The sequence below is a fragment of the Rhodococcus sp. NPDC019050 genome, from assembly GCF_055664235.1.
The window spans coordinates 221,242-236,715 of record NZ_JBVOON010000003.1 but is presented as its reverse complement, the minus strand read 5'-3'; the positions used below and the strand labels follow the sequence as shown (position 1 = coordinate 236,715).

14 protein-coding genes are annotated in these 15,474 nt (G+C 66.6%); 11 read left to right on the top strand and 3 right to left on the bottom strand.

Annotated features, from left to right (window positions below):
* Positions 1 to 186: 186 nt before the first annotated feature.
* Positions 187 to 1,404: an acetyl-CoA C-acetyltransferase gene (locus tag AC0B44_RS05680; RefSeq protein ID WP_471901946.1), complete on the top strand. Its 1,218-nt coding sequence runs from the start codon at positions 187 to 189 to the stop codon at positions 1,402 to 1,404.
* Positions 1,405 to 1,463: 59 nt separating this feature from the next.
* Here AC0B44_RS05680 and casG read toward each other — a convergent pair whose 3' ends face one another.
* Positions 1,464 to 3,146: a steroid-24-oyl-CoA synthetase gene (gene casG / locus AC0B44_RS05675; RefSeq protein ID WP_471901945.1), complete on the bottom strand. Its 1,683-nt coding sequence runs from the start codon at positions 3,144 to 3,146 to the stop codon at positions 1,464 to 1,466.
* A 234-nt stretch (positions 3,147 to 3,380) separates the two neighbouring features.
* On the opposite strand from casG, the gene AC0B44_RS05670 reads away from it, so the two are divergent.
* The 7 genes from AC0B44_RS05670 (at position 3,381) to AC0B44_RS05640 (ending at position 9,219) form a co-directional block, all read left to right on the top strand.
* Entirely contained in the window at positions 3,381 to 4,214 is an 834-nt protein-coding gene (locus AC0B44_RS05670) for a MaoC/PaaZ C-terminal domain-containing protein (protein ID WP_471901944.1), read from the top strand.
* 124 nt (positions 4,215 to 4,338) lie between these two features.
* On the top strand, positions 4,339 to 6,018 hold the full coding sequence (locus tag AC0B44_RS05665; protein ID WP_471901943.1) for an AMP-binding protein: 1,680 nt from the start codon (positions 4,339 to 4,341) through the stop codon (positions 6,016 to 6,018).
* An 8-nt stretch (positions 6,019 to 6,026) separates the two neighbouring features.
* Entirely contained in the window at positions 6,027 to 6,398 is a 372-nt protein-coding gene (locus tag AC0B44_RS05660) for a nuclear transport factor 2 family protein (RefSeq protein ID WP_471901942.1), read from the top strand.
* Positions 6,399 to 6,556: 158 nt separating this feature from the next.
* Complete coding sequence (locus AC0B44_RS05655) at positions 6,557 to 7,720, top strand: Rieske 2Fe-2S domain-containing protein (RefSeq protein ID WP_471901941.1); 1,164 nt, start codon at positions 6,557 to 6,559, stop codon at positions 7,718 to 7,720.
* Between the two features lie 23 nt (positions 7,721 to 7,743).
* Positions 7,744 to 8,001 carry a hypothetical protein gene (locus AC0B44_RS05650; RefSeq protein ID WP_471901940.1) on the top strand — a complete coding sequence of 86 codons (258 nt, stop codon included), beginning with the start codon at positions 7,744 to 7,746 and terminating at the stop codon, positions 7,999 to 8,001.
* Between the two features lie 31 nt (positions 8,002 to 8,032).
* Positions 8,033 to 8,836 carry an SDR family NAD(P)-dependent oxidoreductase gene (locus AC0B44_RS05645; protein WP_471901939.1) on the top strand — a complete coding sequence of 268 codons (804 nt, stop codon included), beginning with the start codon at positions 8,033 to 8,035 and terminating at the stop codon, positions 8,834 to 8,836.
* 26 nt (positions 8,837 to 8,862) lie between these two features.
* Positions 8,863 to 9,219 carry a GNAT family N-acetyltransferase gene (locus tag AC0B44_RS05640; protein WP_471901938.1) on the top strand — a complete coding sequence of 119 codons (357 nt, stop codon included), beginning with the start codon at positions 8,863 to 8,865 and terminating at the stop codon, positions 9,217 to 9,219.
* Between the two features lie 78 nt (positions 9,220 to 9,297).
* On the opposite strand, the gene AC0B44_RS05635 is transcribed toward AC0B44_RS05640, so the two are convergent.
* Complete coding sequence (locus tag AC0B44_RS05635) at positions 9,298 to 10,647, bottom strand: MFS transporter (RefSeq protein ID WP_471901937.1); 1,350 nt, start codon at positions 10,645 to 10,647, stop codon at positions 9,298 to 9,300.
* A 244-nt stretch (positions 10,648 to 10,891) separates the two neighbouring features.
* The gene (locus AC0B44_RS05630) at positions 10,892 to 12,037 is read right to left on the bottom strand and encodes an oxidoreductase (RefSeq protein WP_471901936.1); all 1,146 of its coding nucleotides are present in this window, start codon (positions 12,035 to 12,037) and stop codon (positions 10,892 to 10,894) included.
* A 242-nt stretch (positions 12,038 to 12,279) separates the two neighbouring features.
* Between AC0B44_RS05630 and AC0B44_RS05625 the strand changes: the two genes are divergently transcribed.
* From AC0B44_RS05625 to AC0B44_RS05615, 3 genes are all read left to right on the top strand, one after another.
* A complete protein-coding gene (locus AC0B44_RS05625; protein WP_471901935.1) occupies positions 12,280 to 13,167 on the top strand; it encodes an IclR family transcriptional regulator in 888 nt (295 codons plus the stop codon).
* An 86-nt stretch (positions 13,168 to 13,253) separates the two neighbouring features.
* On the top strand, positions 13,254 to 14,129 hold the full coding sequence (locus tag AC0B44_RS05620; protein ID WP_471901934.1) for an alpha/beta fold hydrolase: 876 nt from the start codon (positions 13,254 to 13,256) through the stop codon (positions 14,127 to 14,129).
* Positions 14,130 to 14,288: 159 nt separating this feature from the next.
* Complete coding sequence (locus AC0B44_RS05615; RefSeq protein WP_471901933.1) at positions 14,289 to 15,467, top strand: acyl-CoA dehydrogenase family protein; 1,179 nt, start codon at positions 14,289 to 14,291, stop codon at positions 15,465 to 15,467.
* The last annotated feature ends 7 nt before the right edge of the window (positions 15,468 to 15,474 follow it).

Below are 15,474 nucleotides of genomic sequence, written 5' to 3'. Positions count from 1 at the left end.
TGTTCCTAACGTCTGTACCAAACCAAGCGATTGCTTGGTAAGTTAGCACACGAACCCTGTGGGGCACAGGAGCCCGAAACGCTCGCCCGCCCCACAGCTCTCTTGCCGAAACACGATTCCCTCGAAACTCGAGGGCGTACTGCATTCGGCCCCAACCTGTTACGAAAACGAATACGAGGAGAGAAGATGACCGAAGCAGTGATCGTGTCGGCCGTGAGATCGCCCATCGGGCGTGCACGCAAGGGGTCCCTCGCGTCGATCCGCCCCGACGACCTGGCGACCCAGATGGTCGCGGCGGCTCTCGCGAAGATCCCCGAACTCGACCCCACCGAGATCGACGACATGATGGTCGGCTGCGGTCAGCCCGCCGGTCAGTCCGGATTCAACATCGCGCGGGTGATCGCCGTGCAACTCGGCTACGATTTCCTGTCCGGCGTGACCGTCAACCGCTACTGCTCGTCGTCGTTGCAGACCACCCGCATGGCGCTGCACGCGATCAAGGCCGGCGAAGGGGACGTGTTCATCTCCGCCGGCGTCGAGTCGGTGTCGAGCTTCGTGACCGGCAACGCCGACGGCCTGCCGAACACCAAGAACCCGCTGTTCGACGATGCCCAGGCGCGCAGTGCAACGCTCGCCGAGGGTGGCGTCGCGTGGACCGACCCGCGCAAGGACGGTCTGCTTCCGGACGTGTACCTGGGAATGGGTCAGACCGCGGAGAACGTCGCGTCGTTCACCGGAATCTCCCGCGAGGACCAGGACCGGTGGGGCGTCCGTTCGCACAACCGGGCCGAGGAAGCGATCAAGTCGGGATTCTTCGAAAAGGAGATCACGCCGGTCACCCTCGCCGACGGCACCGTCGTCTCCACCGACGACGGCCCGCGTCCCGGCACCACCTACGAGGCGGTCAGCCAGCTCAAGCCGGTCTTCCGGCCCGACGGCACGGTCACCGCGGGCAACGCGTGCCCGCTCAACGATGGTGCCGCGGCGCTGGTCATCATGTCCGATACCAAAGCGAAGGCCCTCGGGCTGACGCCACTGGCGCGGATCGTCTCGACCGGGGTGTCGGGGCTCTCGCCGGAGATCATGGGCCTGGGCCCGATCGATGCGACCCGCAAGGCGCTGGCCAATGCCGGTATGGGGATTTCGGATATCGATCTGTTCGAGATCAACGAGGCGTTTGCGGTGCAGGTGCTCGGCTCGGCGCGTGAGTTGGAGATCGACGAGGACAAGCTGAACATCTCCGGTGGTGCGATCGCGCTGGGTCACCCGTTCGGTATGACGGGTGCGCGGATCACGAACACGCTGCTGAACAACCTGCGTGAGCAGGACAAGCAGTTCGGTGTGGAGACGATGTGTGTCGGTGGTGGTCAGGGTATGGCGATGGTTCTGGAGCGCCTGAGCTGATCTCGTACCGGTTGAGCGTCCGGGTGGTTCCCGCGCAGCAGCAGGAACCACCCGGACGGTCACAGATCCGGTCCGCGGGTACCGCGCCAGCCCTTCCGGACGATCTTCCCGGTGGAGTTGCGCGGCAGCAGATCATGGGTCAGACGCCACCGGGTGGGCACCTTGAAGTAGGCGAGGTGCTCGGCGGCGAACTTCGTCAGATCCTCTTCGGTGACCGTCGCACCCGGGACGAGGACGACCACGGCAACGACTTCCTGTCCCCAGTCGGCGTGCGGCGTTCCCGTGACCAGGCACTCACGCACGGCAGGATGCTGCGCAAGCACCCGCTCGACCTCGGACGGGTAGATGTTCTCACCGTTCTGGTGGATGAGATCCGCGCGACGGCCGACCAGTCGCAGCCGACCGTCCTCGACCACGCCGAAATCGCCGGTCCGCAGCCAGCGGTCCGGAGTGATCGCTTCGGCGGTGGCCTTCTCGTCGTCCCAGTATCCGAGCATGACGAACGGACTGCGGACGCAGACCTCGCCGACGTGGCCGTCGGGTAGCCACGCTCCGTACTTGTCGCGGATCTCCAGGCTGACGGTGAGGATGGGCGTGCCGACGGTGCCTGGATGGTGCTCGAGTTCCTGCGCAGTGGCCACGGCGATCGACGTACTGCACTCGGTGATGGAGTAACTGTCGACCATGGCGTGCCGGCCGAACGGGAGTTGCTCGCGCAGACGCTGTTTGAACTCCGGTGTGGAGGGTTCCGACGAGAGCGTGAACCGGGTCAGCGACGTCAGGTCGTATCGGTCCAGGTCTTCGTCCTCGAGCATGCGCGCCGCCATCGACGGCACGGCCAGCCAATGCGTGATCTGCTCGCGCTCGATGAACTCCAGAACCCGGTGGACGTCGAACCACCCCTGGTTCATCACCACGGTGCTTCCCATCGCCAGTCTGGGCACGATTGTGTTGTGCAGGCTCGTGATGTGGAAAAGCGACGATGTCAGCAGGTAGCGGGACTCGGAGGGGGCAGCGCGGTCGTACGTTTCGCCCGTCCAGATCCTCTGGATCGCTTCGGTATAACGCTGGTAGTCGACGACTGCCAGCAGGTTGCGCTGGGAGTGCAAGGCGCCCTTGGGATCTCCGCTCGTCCCGGAGGTGTACAGCAGGACGGCCGGGTCGTCCTCGTCGATTCTCGGGGGCGACGGTTGTCGCCCGTCGAACTCTGCGATCAGTCGGGGAAGATCGGTTTCGACGGACAACACCACAGTGTCGTCCGTGACGATGCCGGTGACCGGTTCGACGCGGGGGCTGTCGACGAAGACGATGCGCGGACGCGAGTTACGGATGCCGAACTCCAGTTCCGGCTGCACCCACCACGCGTTGAGGCCGACCGTGATGGCACCGAGCGCCTGCGTCGCCCAGAACACCGTGACCCACTCGGGTCTGTTCGCAGACAGGATCGCCACGCGATCACCCGGGCGCACGCCGTACCGCTCGTGCAGCGCGGCCGCGAGTGCGTACGACTCCCGCGCGTTCTCCGCGAAAGTGATGCGCCGGTCGGCCGTGACCAGATACTCGCGGTCACCCCAGGCGAGCGACTGCGACAGCAGATCGGCCACAGCACGGTTGCGTTTACGCATGACCGGCATCGAGGTACCGAGGACCTCGTCCATCACGATCTCGAATTCGCCGCCTGGCCCTGTGAGCCGCGAGATGAGCTGGTCCAGGAACGGGAAGGGACCGGGAGGGATACTCATCGCGCACCGTCGACCCGGGGTCGCCTCCCGCGACCCGGCCGGGGCGTCGCCGACCGGCGAATCCCCGGTGTTCCTGCACGCTGCACGACTGTCCCCTCCTCCTGGGCCGTGGATCGCAAGAATCTCTCACGCCCTCACCCCGACGTTCGAATGTACCGGTCAGTGGGATGCCTGGTGACCCGGGCGGACGTGGTGCCTAGCGTGCGAACGGACGCCTGGAAAGGACACGAAACGATGCCCACACACGCCGTAACCACGACCGATGCGACGACGCCGGCAACCTGGCGCGGTGCCGAACTCGGCACCCGAACGGTCGACTACGACGAGCGCGACGCCATCTTGTACGCGCTGGCGGTCGGCGCCGGCGCCACCGATCTCGACCTCGTGTTCGAGGAGCGTCTGCGGGTCCTGCCGACGTTCGCTCTGACCCTGGCCCAGTGGGCGCCCGACGCGCTCGGTGCCCTCGGCGCGTTCGACACGAAGACCGCACTGCACGGTTCCCAGAGCCTCGAGGTTCGGGCACCGCTGCCGCGTTCGGGCAGCATCACGATGACCGCGCGCGTCGGAGAGGTCTGGGACAAGGGCCGCGCCGCCGTGTTCGAGGTTGTCGTGGAGAGCGACTACTTCGTCGCCACGTGGTCGCTGTTCGCACCGGGAGCAGGCGGCTTCGGGGGAGAGCGCGGGCCTTCGGCACCCGCCCACCCCGAGGGCGAACCCGATGTGACCGCAACCCTGACCACCCACGCGGAGCAGGCAGTCCTGTACCGGCTCACCGGCGACCGGCACCACATCCACATCGACCCGGAGGCTGCGGCCCGCATCGGGCAGCCGCGCCCGATCCTGCACGGGCTCTGCACGCTGGCCGCGACCACCCTGCCGCTCGCTCGGGTGCTCGGCGCGCATCCCGCCGATCTCACCGCTCTGTCCGGCCGGTTCGCGGCTCCCGTCTTTCCGGGAGACGTCGCCGAGGTCCGCGCGTGGGGCGGTGCCGACGACGTCCGGTTCGACGTCACCACCGGTGCCGGTGCCGTTCTCTCGGGTGGCCGGGCCGCGTTCGCCGGCGCATAGCGGGTCGCACGCTCCCGCTGGTCGGGAATGTGACACGGCCGACCACCGGGGTCTGTTGTGATCGAACCGTCTGTGACGTCCTCATTCGGTCACCAACCGGCTGGTCACTATCTGGAGGTATGAGTTGGACACGTTCGCCGAAGTAGTGCGGGCTCGCCGCGGCGACACCAAGGTCGGTCTGCGCTTCGAGAACCGGCAGTGGACCTGGGACGAGGTCGTGCAGGAGAGCGCCGATCGCGCCGCAGCACTGGTCTCGGCCGTGCCCCAGCCCGCCGGGCGGCAGCGCCACATCGGCGTGCTCCTCGAGAACGTTCCCGACTTCGTCTTCTGGATCGGCGCCGGTGCCGTCGCGGGCGCCGTTGTCGTCGGCATCAACGCCAGCCGCAGCGGGCCGGAGATCGCACGCGACGTGCGGCACGCCGACGTCGATCTGATCATCACCGAATCTCGTCTCGCGCACCTGGTGCAGGGCACCGACCACGGCCTGCCGGCCGACAAGGTTCTCGACATAGATGCCCCCGGTTACCGGGAGTTCCTCGAACCCTTCCGGGGGTCCCCGCTGCCCGGCACGGCGCCGTCCGCGGAGGACATCGCGCTCCTGCTGTTCAGTTCGGGGTCCACCGGCGCACCCAAGGCCGTCATCGTCAGTCAGGGTCGTCTCGCGCGACTGCTCGGTCCGCTCGCGGAACGCACGCGCATGCATCGCGACTCGGTCGCCTACCTGTGCATGCCGTTGTTCCACGGCAACGCCCTCATGCTCAACCTCGGTACCGCGATGAGCGTCGGCGCGACGGTGAGCATGATCCGCAAGTTCTCCGCGAGCCGGTTCGCCGACGACATCCACCGGTACGGTGCCACCTTCGTCAACTATGTGGGGCGTGCGCTGGCGTACGTCCTCAGCCGCCCCGAGGACCCGCGCGACCGGACCGGGACGCTGGAGGTCGCCTTCGGCACGGAAGCCTCCGAGGTCGATGTCGCCCGTTTCTCGGAGCGGTTCGGCTGCACGGTCATCGAGGGCTACGGCTCCAGCGAAGGAGTCTTCCGGATCAACCGCACCCCGGACACTCCGGCCGGTTCCCTCGGCGTCGCGGTGAGCGGTGTCGACGTGCGGATCCTCGACGAGTCGACCGGCGAGGAATGCCCGCCGGCCCGATTCGACGAGACCGGACGCCTCCTCAACGGAGAGGCGGTCGGGGAGATCGTCGCGCGGAACACGGCCCACACCTTCGAGGGGTACTACAAGAATCCCGGCGCGATGGCGGACCGGATCAAGGGCAACGACTTCTGGTCGGGCGACCTGGGTTACCGCGACGCCGACGGGTTCTTCTACTTCGCAGGCCGTTCCTCCGACTGGCTGCGGGTCGACAGCGAGAACTTCTCGGCTGCCCCGGTCGAGCGGGTTCTGCACCGCTGCCCCGGGATCCTGTCCGCGCCGGTCTTCGCAGTGCCGGACCCGTCGACCGGCGACCAGGTGATGTGCGCCGTCGAACTCGAGCCCGGCGCGACATTCGATCCTGCTGCCTTCGGTGCGTTTCTCTCCGAACAGCCGGACATGGGCGACAAGTGGTGGCCCCGATTCGTCCGGCTGACCGAACGGATTCCGCTGACCGGCAGCAACAAGGTCGACAAGGCGCCGTTGCGTGCCGCGGCCTGGAACACCGACGACACCGTGTACGTGCGTGTCGGGCGTACGCCCGAATACGTCCCGCTCGACGACGAGGCGCGCACGCGCCTCGAGGCCGAGTTCGCAGCCCACGGCAGGGCCGCACTGCTTCCCGCTCCCGCTCCCGCAAAGATCGGCTGAACCTCACGATGAGCACCCCCACCCAGGACCGTATTCGCACGACCGTCACGGAATACCTGCGGCGGATCGAGGCGTCGTCGGCGGCCGGTATCGCAGACCTGTACTCCGAGACCGCCACCGTCGAGGATCCGGTCGGCAGCGACGTGCGCAAGGGCCGCGAGGAGATCCTTCCGCTGTACGCAGCGCTCGAGAACTCCCGCAACACGACCGAATTGCTGACCCTGCGCATCGCGGGTAACGAGGCCGCCTTCCATTTCCGGGTCACGTCCGAGGTGGCCGGGACCGAGTACGTCTTCGAACCGATCGACGTCATGACCTTCGACGACGCGGGCCGGATCACGTCGATGCGCGCGTTCTGGTCGGCACCCGACGCCTCTTGATTCGGGAGTCCCGCCTAGTGAGACGACCGGGTTCGGCGTGACGGTGATCACCTAGCGTCAGGATCAACAGCGTGGCGAGATCCCGACCGGCACAGCGCTTGCCGATATTCCGCCGGTGACTCCTCCACTTCTCAATCCTCCCGAAAGGACGGACGACCGTGAGCCTGGGCACTTCCGACAACACCGAGGTCCGCGAGATCGTCGCGGGTACCGCACCCACCCGTTTCGCACGTGGCTGGCACTGCCTGGGACTCGCCGAGTCCTTCAAGGACGGCAAGCCGCACTCGGTCGAGGCTTTCGGCACCAAGCTCGTCGTCTGGGCGGACACGGCAGGCGACCTCAAGATCCTCGACGGTTACTGCCGCCACATGGGTGGCGATCTGAGCCAGGGCACCGTCAAGGGCGACCAGGTCGCGTGCCCGTTCCACGACTGGCGCTGGGGCGGCAACGGCCGCTGCACCAACATCCCGTACGCCCGTCGTGTGCCGCCCATCGCCAAGACTCGCGCATGGCACACGCTCCAGCAGGACGGGCTGCTGTTCGTGTGGAACGACCCGCAGGGCAACCCGCCGCCGGCGGACGTCACGATCCCCCGGATCGAGGGCGCGCTGAGCGACGAGTGGACCGACTGGGTCTGGTACCGGACCGAAGTCGACACCAACTGCCGTGAACTCATCGACAACATCGTCGACATGGCGCACTTCTTCTACGTGCACTACTCCTTCCCGACGTACTTCAAGAACGTCTTCGAAGGCCATGTGGCCAGCCAGTTCATGCGCGGCAAGGCCCGCGAGGACGCCCGTCCGCACGCCGCGGGCCAGCCGCGGATGCTCGGCAGCCGTTCGGATGCGAGCTACTTCGGCCCGTCGTTCATGATCGCCGACCTGGTCTACGAGTACGAGGGCTACGACATCGAGTCGACGCTCATCAACTGCCACTACCCGGTCTCCCAGAACAAGTTCGTGCTGATGTACGGGATGATCGTCAAGAAGTCCGATCGCTTCGAGGGCGAGCAGGCGCTGCAGGTCGCACAGCAGTTCGGCAACTTCATCGCCAAGGGCTTCGAGCAGGACATCGAGATCTGGCGCAACAAGACCCGCATCGACAATCCTCTGCTCTGCGAGGAGGACGGCCCGGTGTACCAGCTTCGCCGCTGGTACGAGCAGTTCTACGTCGACGTGGACGAGGTGAAGCCGGAGATGACCGACCGATTCGAGTTCGAGATGGACACGACCCGCCCGGTCGCCGCGTGGATGAAGGAAGTCGAAGCCAACATCGCGCGCAAGGCCGCCCTCGAGGAACAACCCACCAGCACGGGGTAGGAGTACCGACGATGGAGAACCGGATGGAACCGTTGCGATGCGTCGAGTGCTCGGCGCAGGTGCTGGTTCAGAAGAACAGCTGGGAGCACACCTCCATCCAGTGGAACGCCGACGCGCGCAGGCGCTGTCCCGAGGTGCAGGACGGCGCCGGCCGCGACGGGCGGCCGGGTGCCCCGCTCATGGCGTGCCCCCGGCTCGCCGAGACCATCACGCGGGCTGCGGCGTCGGGCGTGCTCGACGTATACGACGACGCACCTGTCCCGGCACCGATTGTCCAGTGAAGCTTCGAACCGACCCTCCGGAGGATCCGCGATGACCGAACCCATCAACCTCGATCGTGCACAGCACGGCCCGTGGGCTGTCATCGCCGGAGGATCGGAGGGCGTCGGCGCCGCATTCGCGGACGAATTGAGCCGTGCCGGATTCGATCTCGTGCTCATCGCCCGTAAGCCTGCTCCTCTGGAGGAGACTGCGGATCGTGCCAGGAGCAACGGCGTCGAGGTGCGCACCCTCGCACTGGATCTGCTCGCTCCCGACGCAGTCGACGAGATCCGCGCCGCGACAGCAGATCTCGAAGTCGGACTGTTCATCTTCAACGCCGGAGCGAACAGCTACGGCCACGAATTCGTCACCGGAGACCTGGACGGATTCCGCGGCGTGATCGACCTGAACGTGCACCGGCAGGTCGAACTCGCCCATCTGTTCGGCGCACCGATGAAGGAGCGGGGCCGCGGCGGCATCATGTTGCTGGGCTCGCTCGCCGGCTACATGGGCTCGGAACACCAGAGCATCTACTCGGCGTCGAAGGCGTTCAGCCGGGTGTTCGCCGAGAGCCTCTGGCTCGAACTCCGGCCGTTCGGCGTCCACGTGGTCGAACTCGTCCTCGGCGTCACGCGCACCCCCGCGATGGTGCGCGCCGGACTGAACTTCGATGTTCCCGGCATGCGTGTCTCGGAGTCGGAAGATGTTGCACGCGAGGGCCTCGAACATCTCGAGGACGGTCCGGTGTGGATCGCGGGCGGAAACTACGACGCAGCGGTGAAGCGCAGCGGCTTTCCTCGTCGCGAGCTGGTCGAAGGAGCAGCGAAAGCGATGCGTGCCCTGATGAACCGCTGAGAGAACTGTCGACTCCCTCAACAGGGATGACTGCCCCGTCCCGCCCTGATCACAGGGCTGGACGGGGCTTTCTGTGTAGCGCCTGGAAGGTCTACGCTGCGAGGGAGCCGGACTCCGGTCGAATGCTCGGCGCGGTCCGGGTGTCCTCCGACGGTGTCGCCTACGGGTACATCGCAGACGGATTCGTCTTCCCGGAGCATCGGGGAGATGGCGTCGGAAGTGCCGTGCTCGAGTGCCTGCTGTCGGATACCGACGCAGCGGATTTCCGGTGGATGCTGCATACGGCAGATGCGCAGCCGCTCTACTCCCGGTTCGGTTTTCTCGCCTACGGCCCGGCATACATGGAACGCCCGAGCAGACACAGTCGGCCGCCCGCCGGATGAAAGCCCTGCGCGCCCGGCCGGAACCGGGCGCGCAGGGTGCCTCCAGATGTCGGAAGAAATCCGAAGATGTCGGATCAGTCAGCCGGCGACTGTGTCCGGGACGCCACGGGGAATCATCACGGTGAGTGCGATCGCAATGAACGCCAGTACCAGGAACATGACACCGATCATGTTCAGACCACCGATCGGAGTGGCCGCGAACGCGAGCAACATGGTGGCGACGGACGTGCCGACGCCCTGTCCTGCGGTACGCAGCACCGCATTCGTGCCGGTCGCCTCGCTCGTGTTGCGTTCGGGCACGGCCTCGACGATGAGGTTCGGCAGGGCCGTGTAGGCGAATGCGGTGGCCACCGACACGACCACGACCATCGCGGTCATCGCAACAACCGAATTGTGAGCGGTCATCATGGTCACGGTGCTGGCGACGAAGAGAATGCTGCCGATCAACATCGATACGCGGGATCCGACGGCCGCCGAGATGCGGCCGCTGAGGGGCGTGCACGCGAAACCGAACATCGATCCGATGAAGGACAACCAGCCCGCGTGCGTTGCGCTCAGGCCCAGGCCGAAGCCGTTCGACGTCGGCGTCTGCATGATGATCGGGATGATCATGGTGGCGACGCCCATCGGTCCCGCGGCGATCGCGATCGTCGCGAGCATCGTCAGCGAGAACTTTCGTCCGGCGAAGAGGCGCACATTGATGATCGGTGACGGCACGCGCAACTCCCACCGCACGAGCAGAACGAGTACGACGGCGCCGCCGACGATCAGGCCGAGGGTCCGGCCGTCGGCCCAGCCCCATGCCTGCGACTTGTTGACGCCGAGGAGGATCGCAGCGACGGATGCCGCGAACGTCACCGCTCCGACGTAGTCGATTTTCTCCTTCGTGCCGGTCGGCGGCCGCCACGGCAGGACGAACCACACGAGCAGAATCGCGAACACCGAGTACGCGGCAGCGACGACGAAGATCATGTGCCAGCTGGCGTAGTCGATGAGCAGCCCCGCGACCAGCAGGGACGCCGAACCCGCCGCAACGGCGGATCCCGAGATCAGCGCGACGGCAACGGGAACCCGGCCCGACGGAAGGTGCTCACGTGCGAGGCCGATGCACAACGGAAGGATCGCGCCGGCAACACCCTGGATAGTGCGGCCGACGATGATGCTGGTGAGACTGTCGCCCGCGGCGCTGATGATGGAACCCACCGCTGCGACGACGAGAAGAACGATCAATACCCGTTCACGTCCGTACATGTCGCCGAGTCGGCCACAGACTGCGGCAGATGCGGCCGCGACGAGAAGGAACGAGGTGACGGCCCAGCCGACGGTCGACGCGTCGCTGTCGAAATCCGTGATGAGCGTGGGGATCGCCGCGAACATCATGGAAGTTTCGAAAGCGCTGATGATCTCGACGGCGATCAACACCGCCACGATTACCCAGACGGGTTGCCTGCGGTCGAATCGTCCTCGGCCGGAAGTGTGTTCGGGCTCCTGGTGGGATAGCTCGTTAGCGTATGACGTCACTGCGCATCCAGACTCTCGGCGACCCGTCGTGGCCCGCGGGGTTTCCTCACTCCAGTCGGGAGTGGTGCGCATCACTTTCTAGATGAGGTAACAAATTCTCCGAGTTGTGTTCCCGCTCATCGAGACTGCCGACGTGTCCGGTGCACCGAGATCAGAGCAGTGCCGCCTCGTGGATGGTGCGGTCGAATTCCGGCAGCGCCGCGCCGTTGCGCAGCGTCGTCGCGAGTGTCGGATCGGCGAGATGAAGGCGCCCGATGGCGATCAGATCGAATTCATCCCTGCCCATCCGGCTTTCGAGTTCCGGAAGGTTGTCTCGCACGGGAGCGCTGCCCTGGGTGCGGCTCTCGCGCAGGGTCGCTCCGATGCCGACGCTCCCGACCGCCATCGACACGGCGCCCGTGACCTTCTTGGCCCATCCGGCGAGGGTGAGGTCGCTGCCCTCGAACGCGGGCAGATCGAAGCGGCGGATGCTTGCGTCGAACACGTCCACGCCGGCGGCGGCCAGCGGCGAGAGGACGGCCTTCAGCTCGTCCGGCGTGTGCGCGATCTTTGCCTCGTAGTCCTGTTGCTTGTGCTGCGAGAACCGATAGAAGATCGGCAGGTCCTCACCGATGGTCGCGCGAATGGCTGCCACGACGGCCACGGGGAATCGGGTGCGGTCTCGGAGGTCGCCGCCCCAGCGGTCCTCGCGCAGGTTGGTTCCTTCCCACAGGAACGAGTCGAGCAGGTAACCGTGACCGCCGTGCAGGGCGACGCCGTCGAATCCGACTTCCTTCGCAGCCGCTGCGGCGCGGGAGTATGCGTCGACGACCTGCGCGATGTCCTCTTCGGTCATGGCGCGCGTGGGCTTCGACGCGCGGGCGACATAGTCGGCTCCGTACGAGGTGACGCCGGGTTCTCCCCACACACCCGAGGGCCGCATCGGGGTCAGGGCGGGATCGACGTCTGCGGTCATGGCTCCCCACAGCGGCCCGACGTGCCAGAGTTGCGGGATGATCCGGCCGCCTTCGGCATGGACCGCGTCGACGACGCGGCGCCACCCGTCGAGTGCGGCCTCGCCGTACATGTGAGGTACGCGGGGGTTGTCGACGGCGGTCGGGTGGTCGATCGCCACACCCTCGGTGACGATGAGTGCCGTGCCGCCGGCGGCACGGCGCCGGTAGTACTCGGCCACGTCCGGTCCCGGAACTCCACCCGGCGAGTGCGACCGCGTCATCGGCGACATCACGATGCGGTTGCGCAGCCGAAGGGAGCGGACGGCGAGCGGGCGGAAGAGAGCGGAGTGGACTTCGGTCATGACTGTTTCGGCACTTTCGTCGGTGGTCACGCGATTGCCGTGACGACTGCAGGTCGATCGGGCACCTTGCTCTCCGGTTGTACCGGCGCCGCGATTCGGTCGACAGGTTCTTCCTGGTCAGTGGGATGTGCGGGCGGTTTGTGTACTTCGTCACCTTCCGTAGTACCCTTTGGTGCAGACCACAAGAATGAATTTCAGTTTGTTGTTCTGTGGGTTCTGTGCAGGAGAACGAAAGGGTGCCGATGTCAGAGTCCGACTACGCGAAACCGGCCGAGACCGCGAAGCGCGAGCTTCCCGCGTCGATGGTGGAACGCATGACCCTGATCCTCGATGCCTTCGACGATCGCTCGTCTCGTCTCACTCTCGAAGAGGTCGCGTGCCGCACGCGACTGCCGCGCTCGACCGTTCATCGCATCCTCGACCAGATGGTTCGGCTCGACTGGATCGACCACGCGTCGTTCGGTTACTGCCTGGGCCGGCGGGCGAAAGCAATGACCGAAGGCGACAACGGCCACATCCGGATTCGGGAAGCCGCCGCTCCGCTGCTCTACGAACTTCACATGACCACGGGTATGGTCGCGCACCTCGCGGTGCTCGACGGCGGTGACTGCGTCTATCTCGACAAGATCGGCGGTCAGCTCGCCGCGGCACTGCCGTCCCGTGTCGGCGGCCGGGTTCCCGCCTACGCCAGCGCGTGCGGAAAAGCGTTGCTCGCGGGCCTCGAGCCCGAGCAGGTCGACGACCTCTACGACGAGCGGCTCGCCCGTCGTACCGACCGCACCATCCACGATCGGTCGACTCTGCATCTCGAACTCAACCGCATCCGCAGCCGGCGCGGTCTGGCATTCGAAACCGGTGAGTCCGCGGTCGGGATGGCATGTGTCGGTGCCGCGATCCGCGGACCCGAGGGGCCCATCGCCTCGATCTCCCTGTGCGGTCCCACCCGCGCCGGCCTTCTCGAACGGACCGCGCCGCTCGTCGCGGCGGCGGCCCGCGACGTCTCGCGCGCGCTGTATCCCGAACTGAGCGTTCCCCGGCGTGGCACCCGCGCGACCCGGGTCCCGGCAGAATCGTGGTCCTCGCACGCCATGGAGCGACTGCTCGCCACCCAATCGGGAGAGTGGATATAACCCGCCACGACCGATGACCGCCGGCACGTCCCGGTGACCGGGAGGTCGCGCGCCGCGTGAGGGCCGTCACTGGGAACGTGTCGGATATGACGACCGAATTGAGTTACGACGAGACTGCCAGGACGCTCGAGACCGACCGGGGCACACTCCGCTACCACGAGGCAGGTGCCGGAGAGCCTCTCGTCCTTCTGCACGGGTCCGGCCCCGGAGTCACCGGATGGCGCAACTATCGCGGCGTGCTCGCCGACCTTTCCGAGCACTTTCGGTGCCTCGTCCTGGAGTTTCCCGGATTCGGGGTCAGTGATCCCTGCGAGGGACACCCCATGGCGATGGCGTCGGTAGCGGTCGCCGACTTCCTCGACGGACTGGGCCTCGACCGGACAGCGATCATCGGCAACTCGATGGGCGGCATCGTCGGTACCCAGTTCGCGATCGCACAGCCCGACCGGGTGAGCAAGCTTGTCACCATCGGCGGCGCAGGACGTTCGGTCTTCGCGCCGGCACCGGGCGAGGGCATCAAGCTTCTGATGGAGTTCACGGACGATCCGACACGCGAAAAGCTTGTCCGCTGGCTGCATTCCATGGTGTACGACCCCGCGATCATCACCGAAGAACTCATCGAGGAGCGGTGGGCACTGGCCACCGAGCCCAAGACCCTGGAAATCGCGCGTCGCATGTACAGCAGCGCCGCCTTCGCCGCGGCCGGAAAGGCGGCGCAAGCCTCCGACGCCACCCCGTACTGGGCTCAACTCGGCAAGATCACCGCGCCGACCCTGCTCACCTGGGGCCGCGACGACCGGGTCAGCCCCGTCGACATGGCGATGCTCCCGATGCGCGACCTGCGCAACGGCGAGCTGCACGTGTTCCCCAACTGCGGGCACTGGACGATGATCGAAGCGCGCGAGGCCTGGCTCGCAACCGTTCTCGCGTTCCTGAAGCGCGACGACGCTGCGGCATCCTGACCGCGGGGTCGTCCGATCTCGGTTGATCCCGCTCAGTGGAACATTTCCGGAGGGTGGCTGCGAACTATTGAGACCGTAGCCACTACCGGAACTTCGACGCCGCCGGCGACACGTTTTCGCACGGTGACCGGGCGTCGCCCTCAGAGAGCTGGAGAGATCATGGGACAAGTCCTCGACTCCGTCGTGAAGTTTGCAGACGAAATCCGTGCGGACGGCGCCGAGGGCGATGCGCTCATGCGTCTGACCGACCGCACCGCCGGACGGCTCCGCGACGCGGGAGTTATCCGGATGTTGCAGCCCAAGGAATTCGGTGGTCTGGAGGTGCACCCGCGCGAATTCGCCGAAACGGCCATGGCGCTCGGCGCGATGGACGGCGCGACGGGATGGGTCAGCGGCATCGTGGGTGTCCACCCCTGGGAGATGGCGTTCTTCGATCCGAAGGCGCAGCAGGAAGTCTGGGGCGAGAACCCCGACACCTGGATCGCCTCGCCCTACGCCCCCATGGGTGTTGCGACCCCCGTCGATGGCGGATACATCCTCAACGGACGTTGGTCGTTCTCCTCGGGAACCGATCACTGCGACTGGGTGATGATCGGCGCAGCAGTGGGGGACAAGGACGGAAAGCGGCTTTCGCCGCCCAAGAGCCTGCACGTGCTGGTGCCGAGGTCCGACTACCGGATCGACCACGAGAGCTGGAACGTCGTCGGCCTGCGCGGCACCGGCTCCAAGGACCTCATCGTCGAGAACGCCTTCCTGCCGGCGTACCGCACCCTCGCCGCCGAACGGGTGATGGGCGGGCTGGCGTGGCAGGACGCGGGACGCGACGAGACGCTCTACAAGTTCCCGTTCTCGTGCATCTTCCCGCTGGGCATCACGTCCTCGCTCATCGGCATCGCCGAGGGCGCGCTGAACTGCTACATCGAATCGCAGCGCGAGCGAGTCACCGTGACGGGCACCGCGATCAAGCAGGACCCCTACGTGCTGTCCGCGCTCGGCAACGCAGCGGCGGAGATCGCCGCCTCGCGTGCCGCCATCCTCGAGACCGTCGACCGGTTCTGGGATCTGACCGAGCAGGGCAAGGAGGTCACGTTCGAGATGCGCGCCATCGGCCGCAGGACGCAGACCGCCGCCGCATGGCGAGCTGTCGGCGCCGTCGACGAGATCTTCGGCCGCGCAGGCGGTGGCGCCCTGCAGCTGAGCAATCCGTTGCAGCGTTTCTGGCGCGACGCCCACGCCGGCCTGAGCCACGCCATCCATGTGCCCGGATCGGTCTTCCACGCGGCGACGCTCTCCCAGCTGGGTGAAGAACCGCAGGGCATGATGCGCTCGATGATCTAGATCCCCT

Excerpts from the sequence above, each read along its gene's own strand:
- AC0B44_RS05680 (WP_471901946.1), top strand. The coding sequence starts at position 187 with ATGACCGAAGCAGTGATCGTGTCGGCCGTGAGATCGCCCATCGGGCGT.
- casG (WP_471901945.1), bottom strand. The coding sequence starts at position 3,146 with ATGAGTATCCCTCCCGGTCCCTTCCCGTTCCTGGACCAGCTCATCTCG.
- AC0B44_RS05670 (WP_471901944.1), top strand. The coding sequence starts at position 3,381 with ATGCCCACACACGCCGTAACCACGACCGATGCGACGACGCCGGCAACC.
- AC0B44_RS05660 (WP_471901942.1), top strand. The coding sequence starts at position 6,027 with ATGAGCACCCCCACCCAGGACCGTATTCGCACGACCGTCACGGAATAC.
- AC0B44_RS05650 (WP_471901940.1), top strand. The coding sequence starts at position 7,744 with ATGGAACCGTTGCGATGCGTCGAGTGCTCGGCGCAGGTGCTGGTTCAG.
- AC0B44_RS05645 (WP_471901939.1), top strand. The coding sequence starts at position 8,033 with ATGACCGAACCCATCAACCTCGATCGTGCACAGCACGGCCCGTGGGCT.
- AC0B44_RS05640 (WP_471901938.1), top strand. The coding sequence starts at position 8,863 with ATGACTGCCCCGTCCCGCCCTGATCACAGGGCTGGACGGGGCTTTCTG.
- AC0B44_RS05630 (WP_471901936.1), bottom strand. The coding sequence starts at position 12,037 with ATGACCGAAGTCCACTCCGCTCTCTTCCGCCCGCTCGCCGTCCGCTCC.
- AC0B44_RS05625 (WP_471901935.1), top strand. The coding sequence starts at position 12,280 with ATGTCAGAGTCCGACTACGCGAAACCGGCCGAGACCGCGAAGCGCGAG.
- AC0B44_RS05620 (WP_471901934.1), top strand. The coding sequence starts at position 13,254 with ATGACGACCGAATTGAGTTACGACGAGACTGCCAGGACGCTCGAGACC.
- AC0B44_RS05615 (WP_471901933.1), top strand. The coding sequence starts at position 14,289 with ATGGGACAAGTCCTCGACTCCGTCGTGAAGTTTGCAGACGAAATCCGT.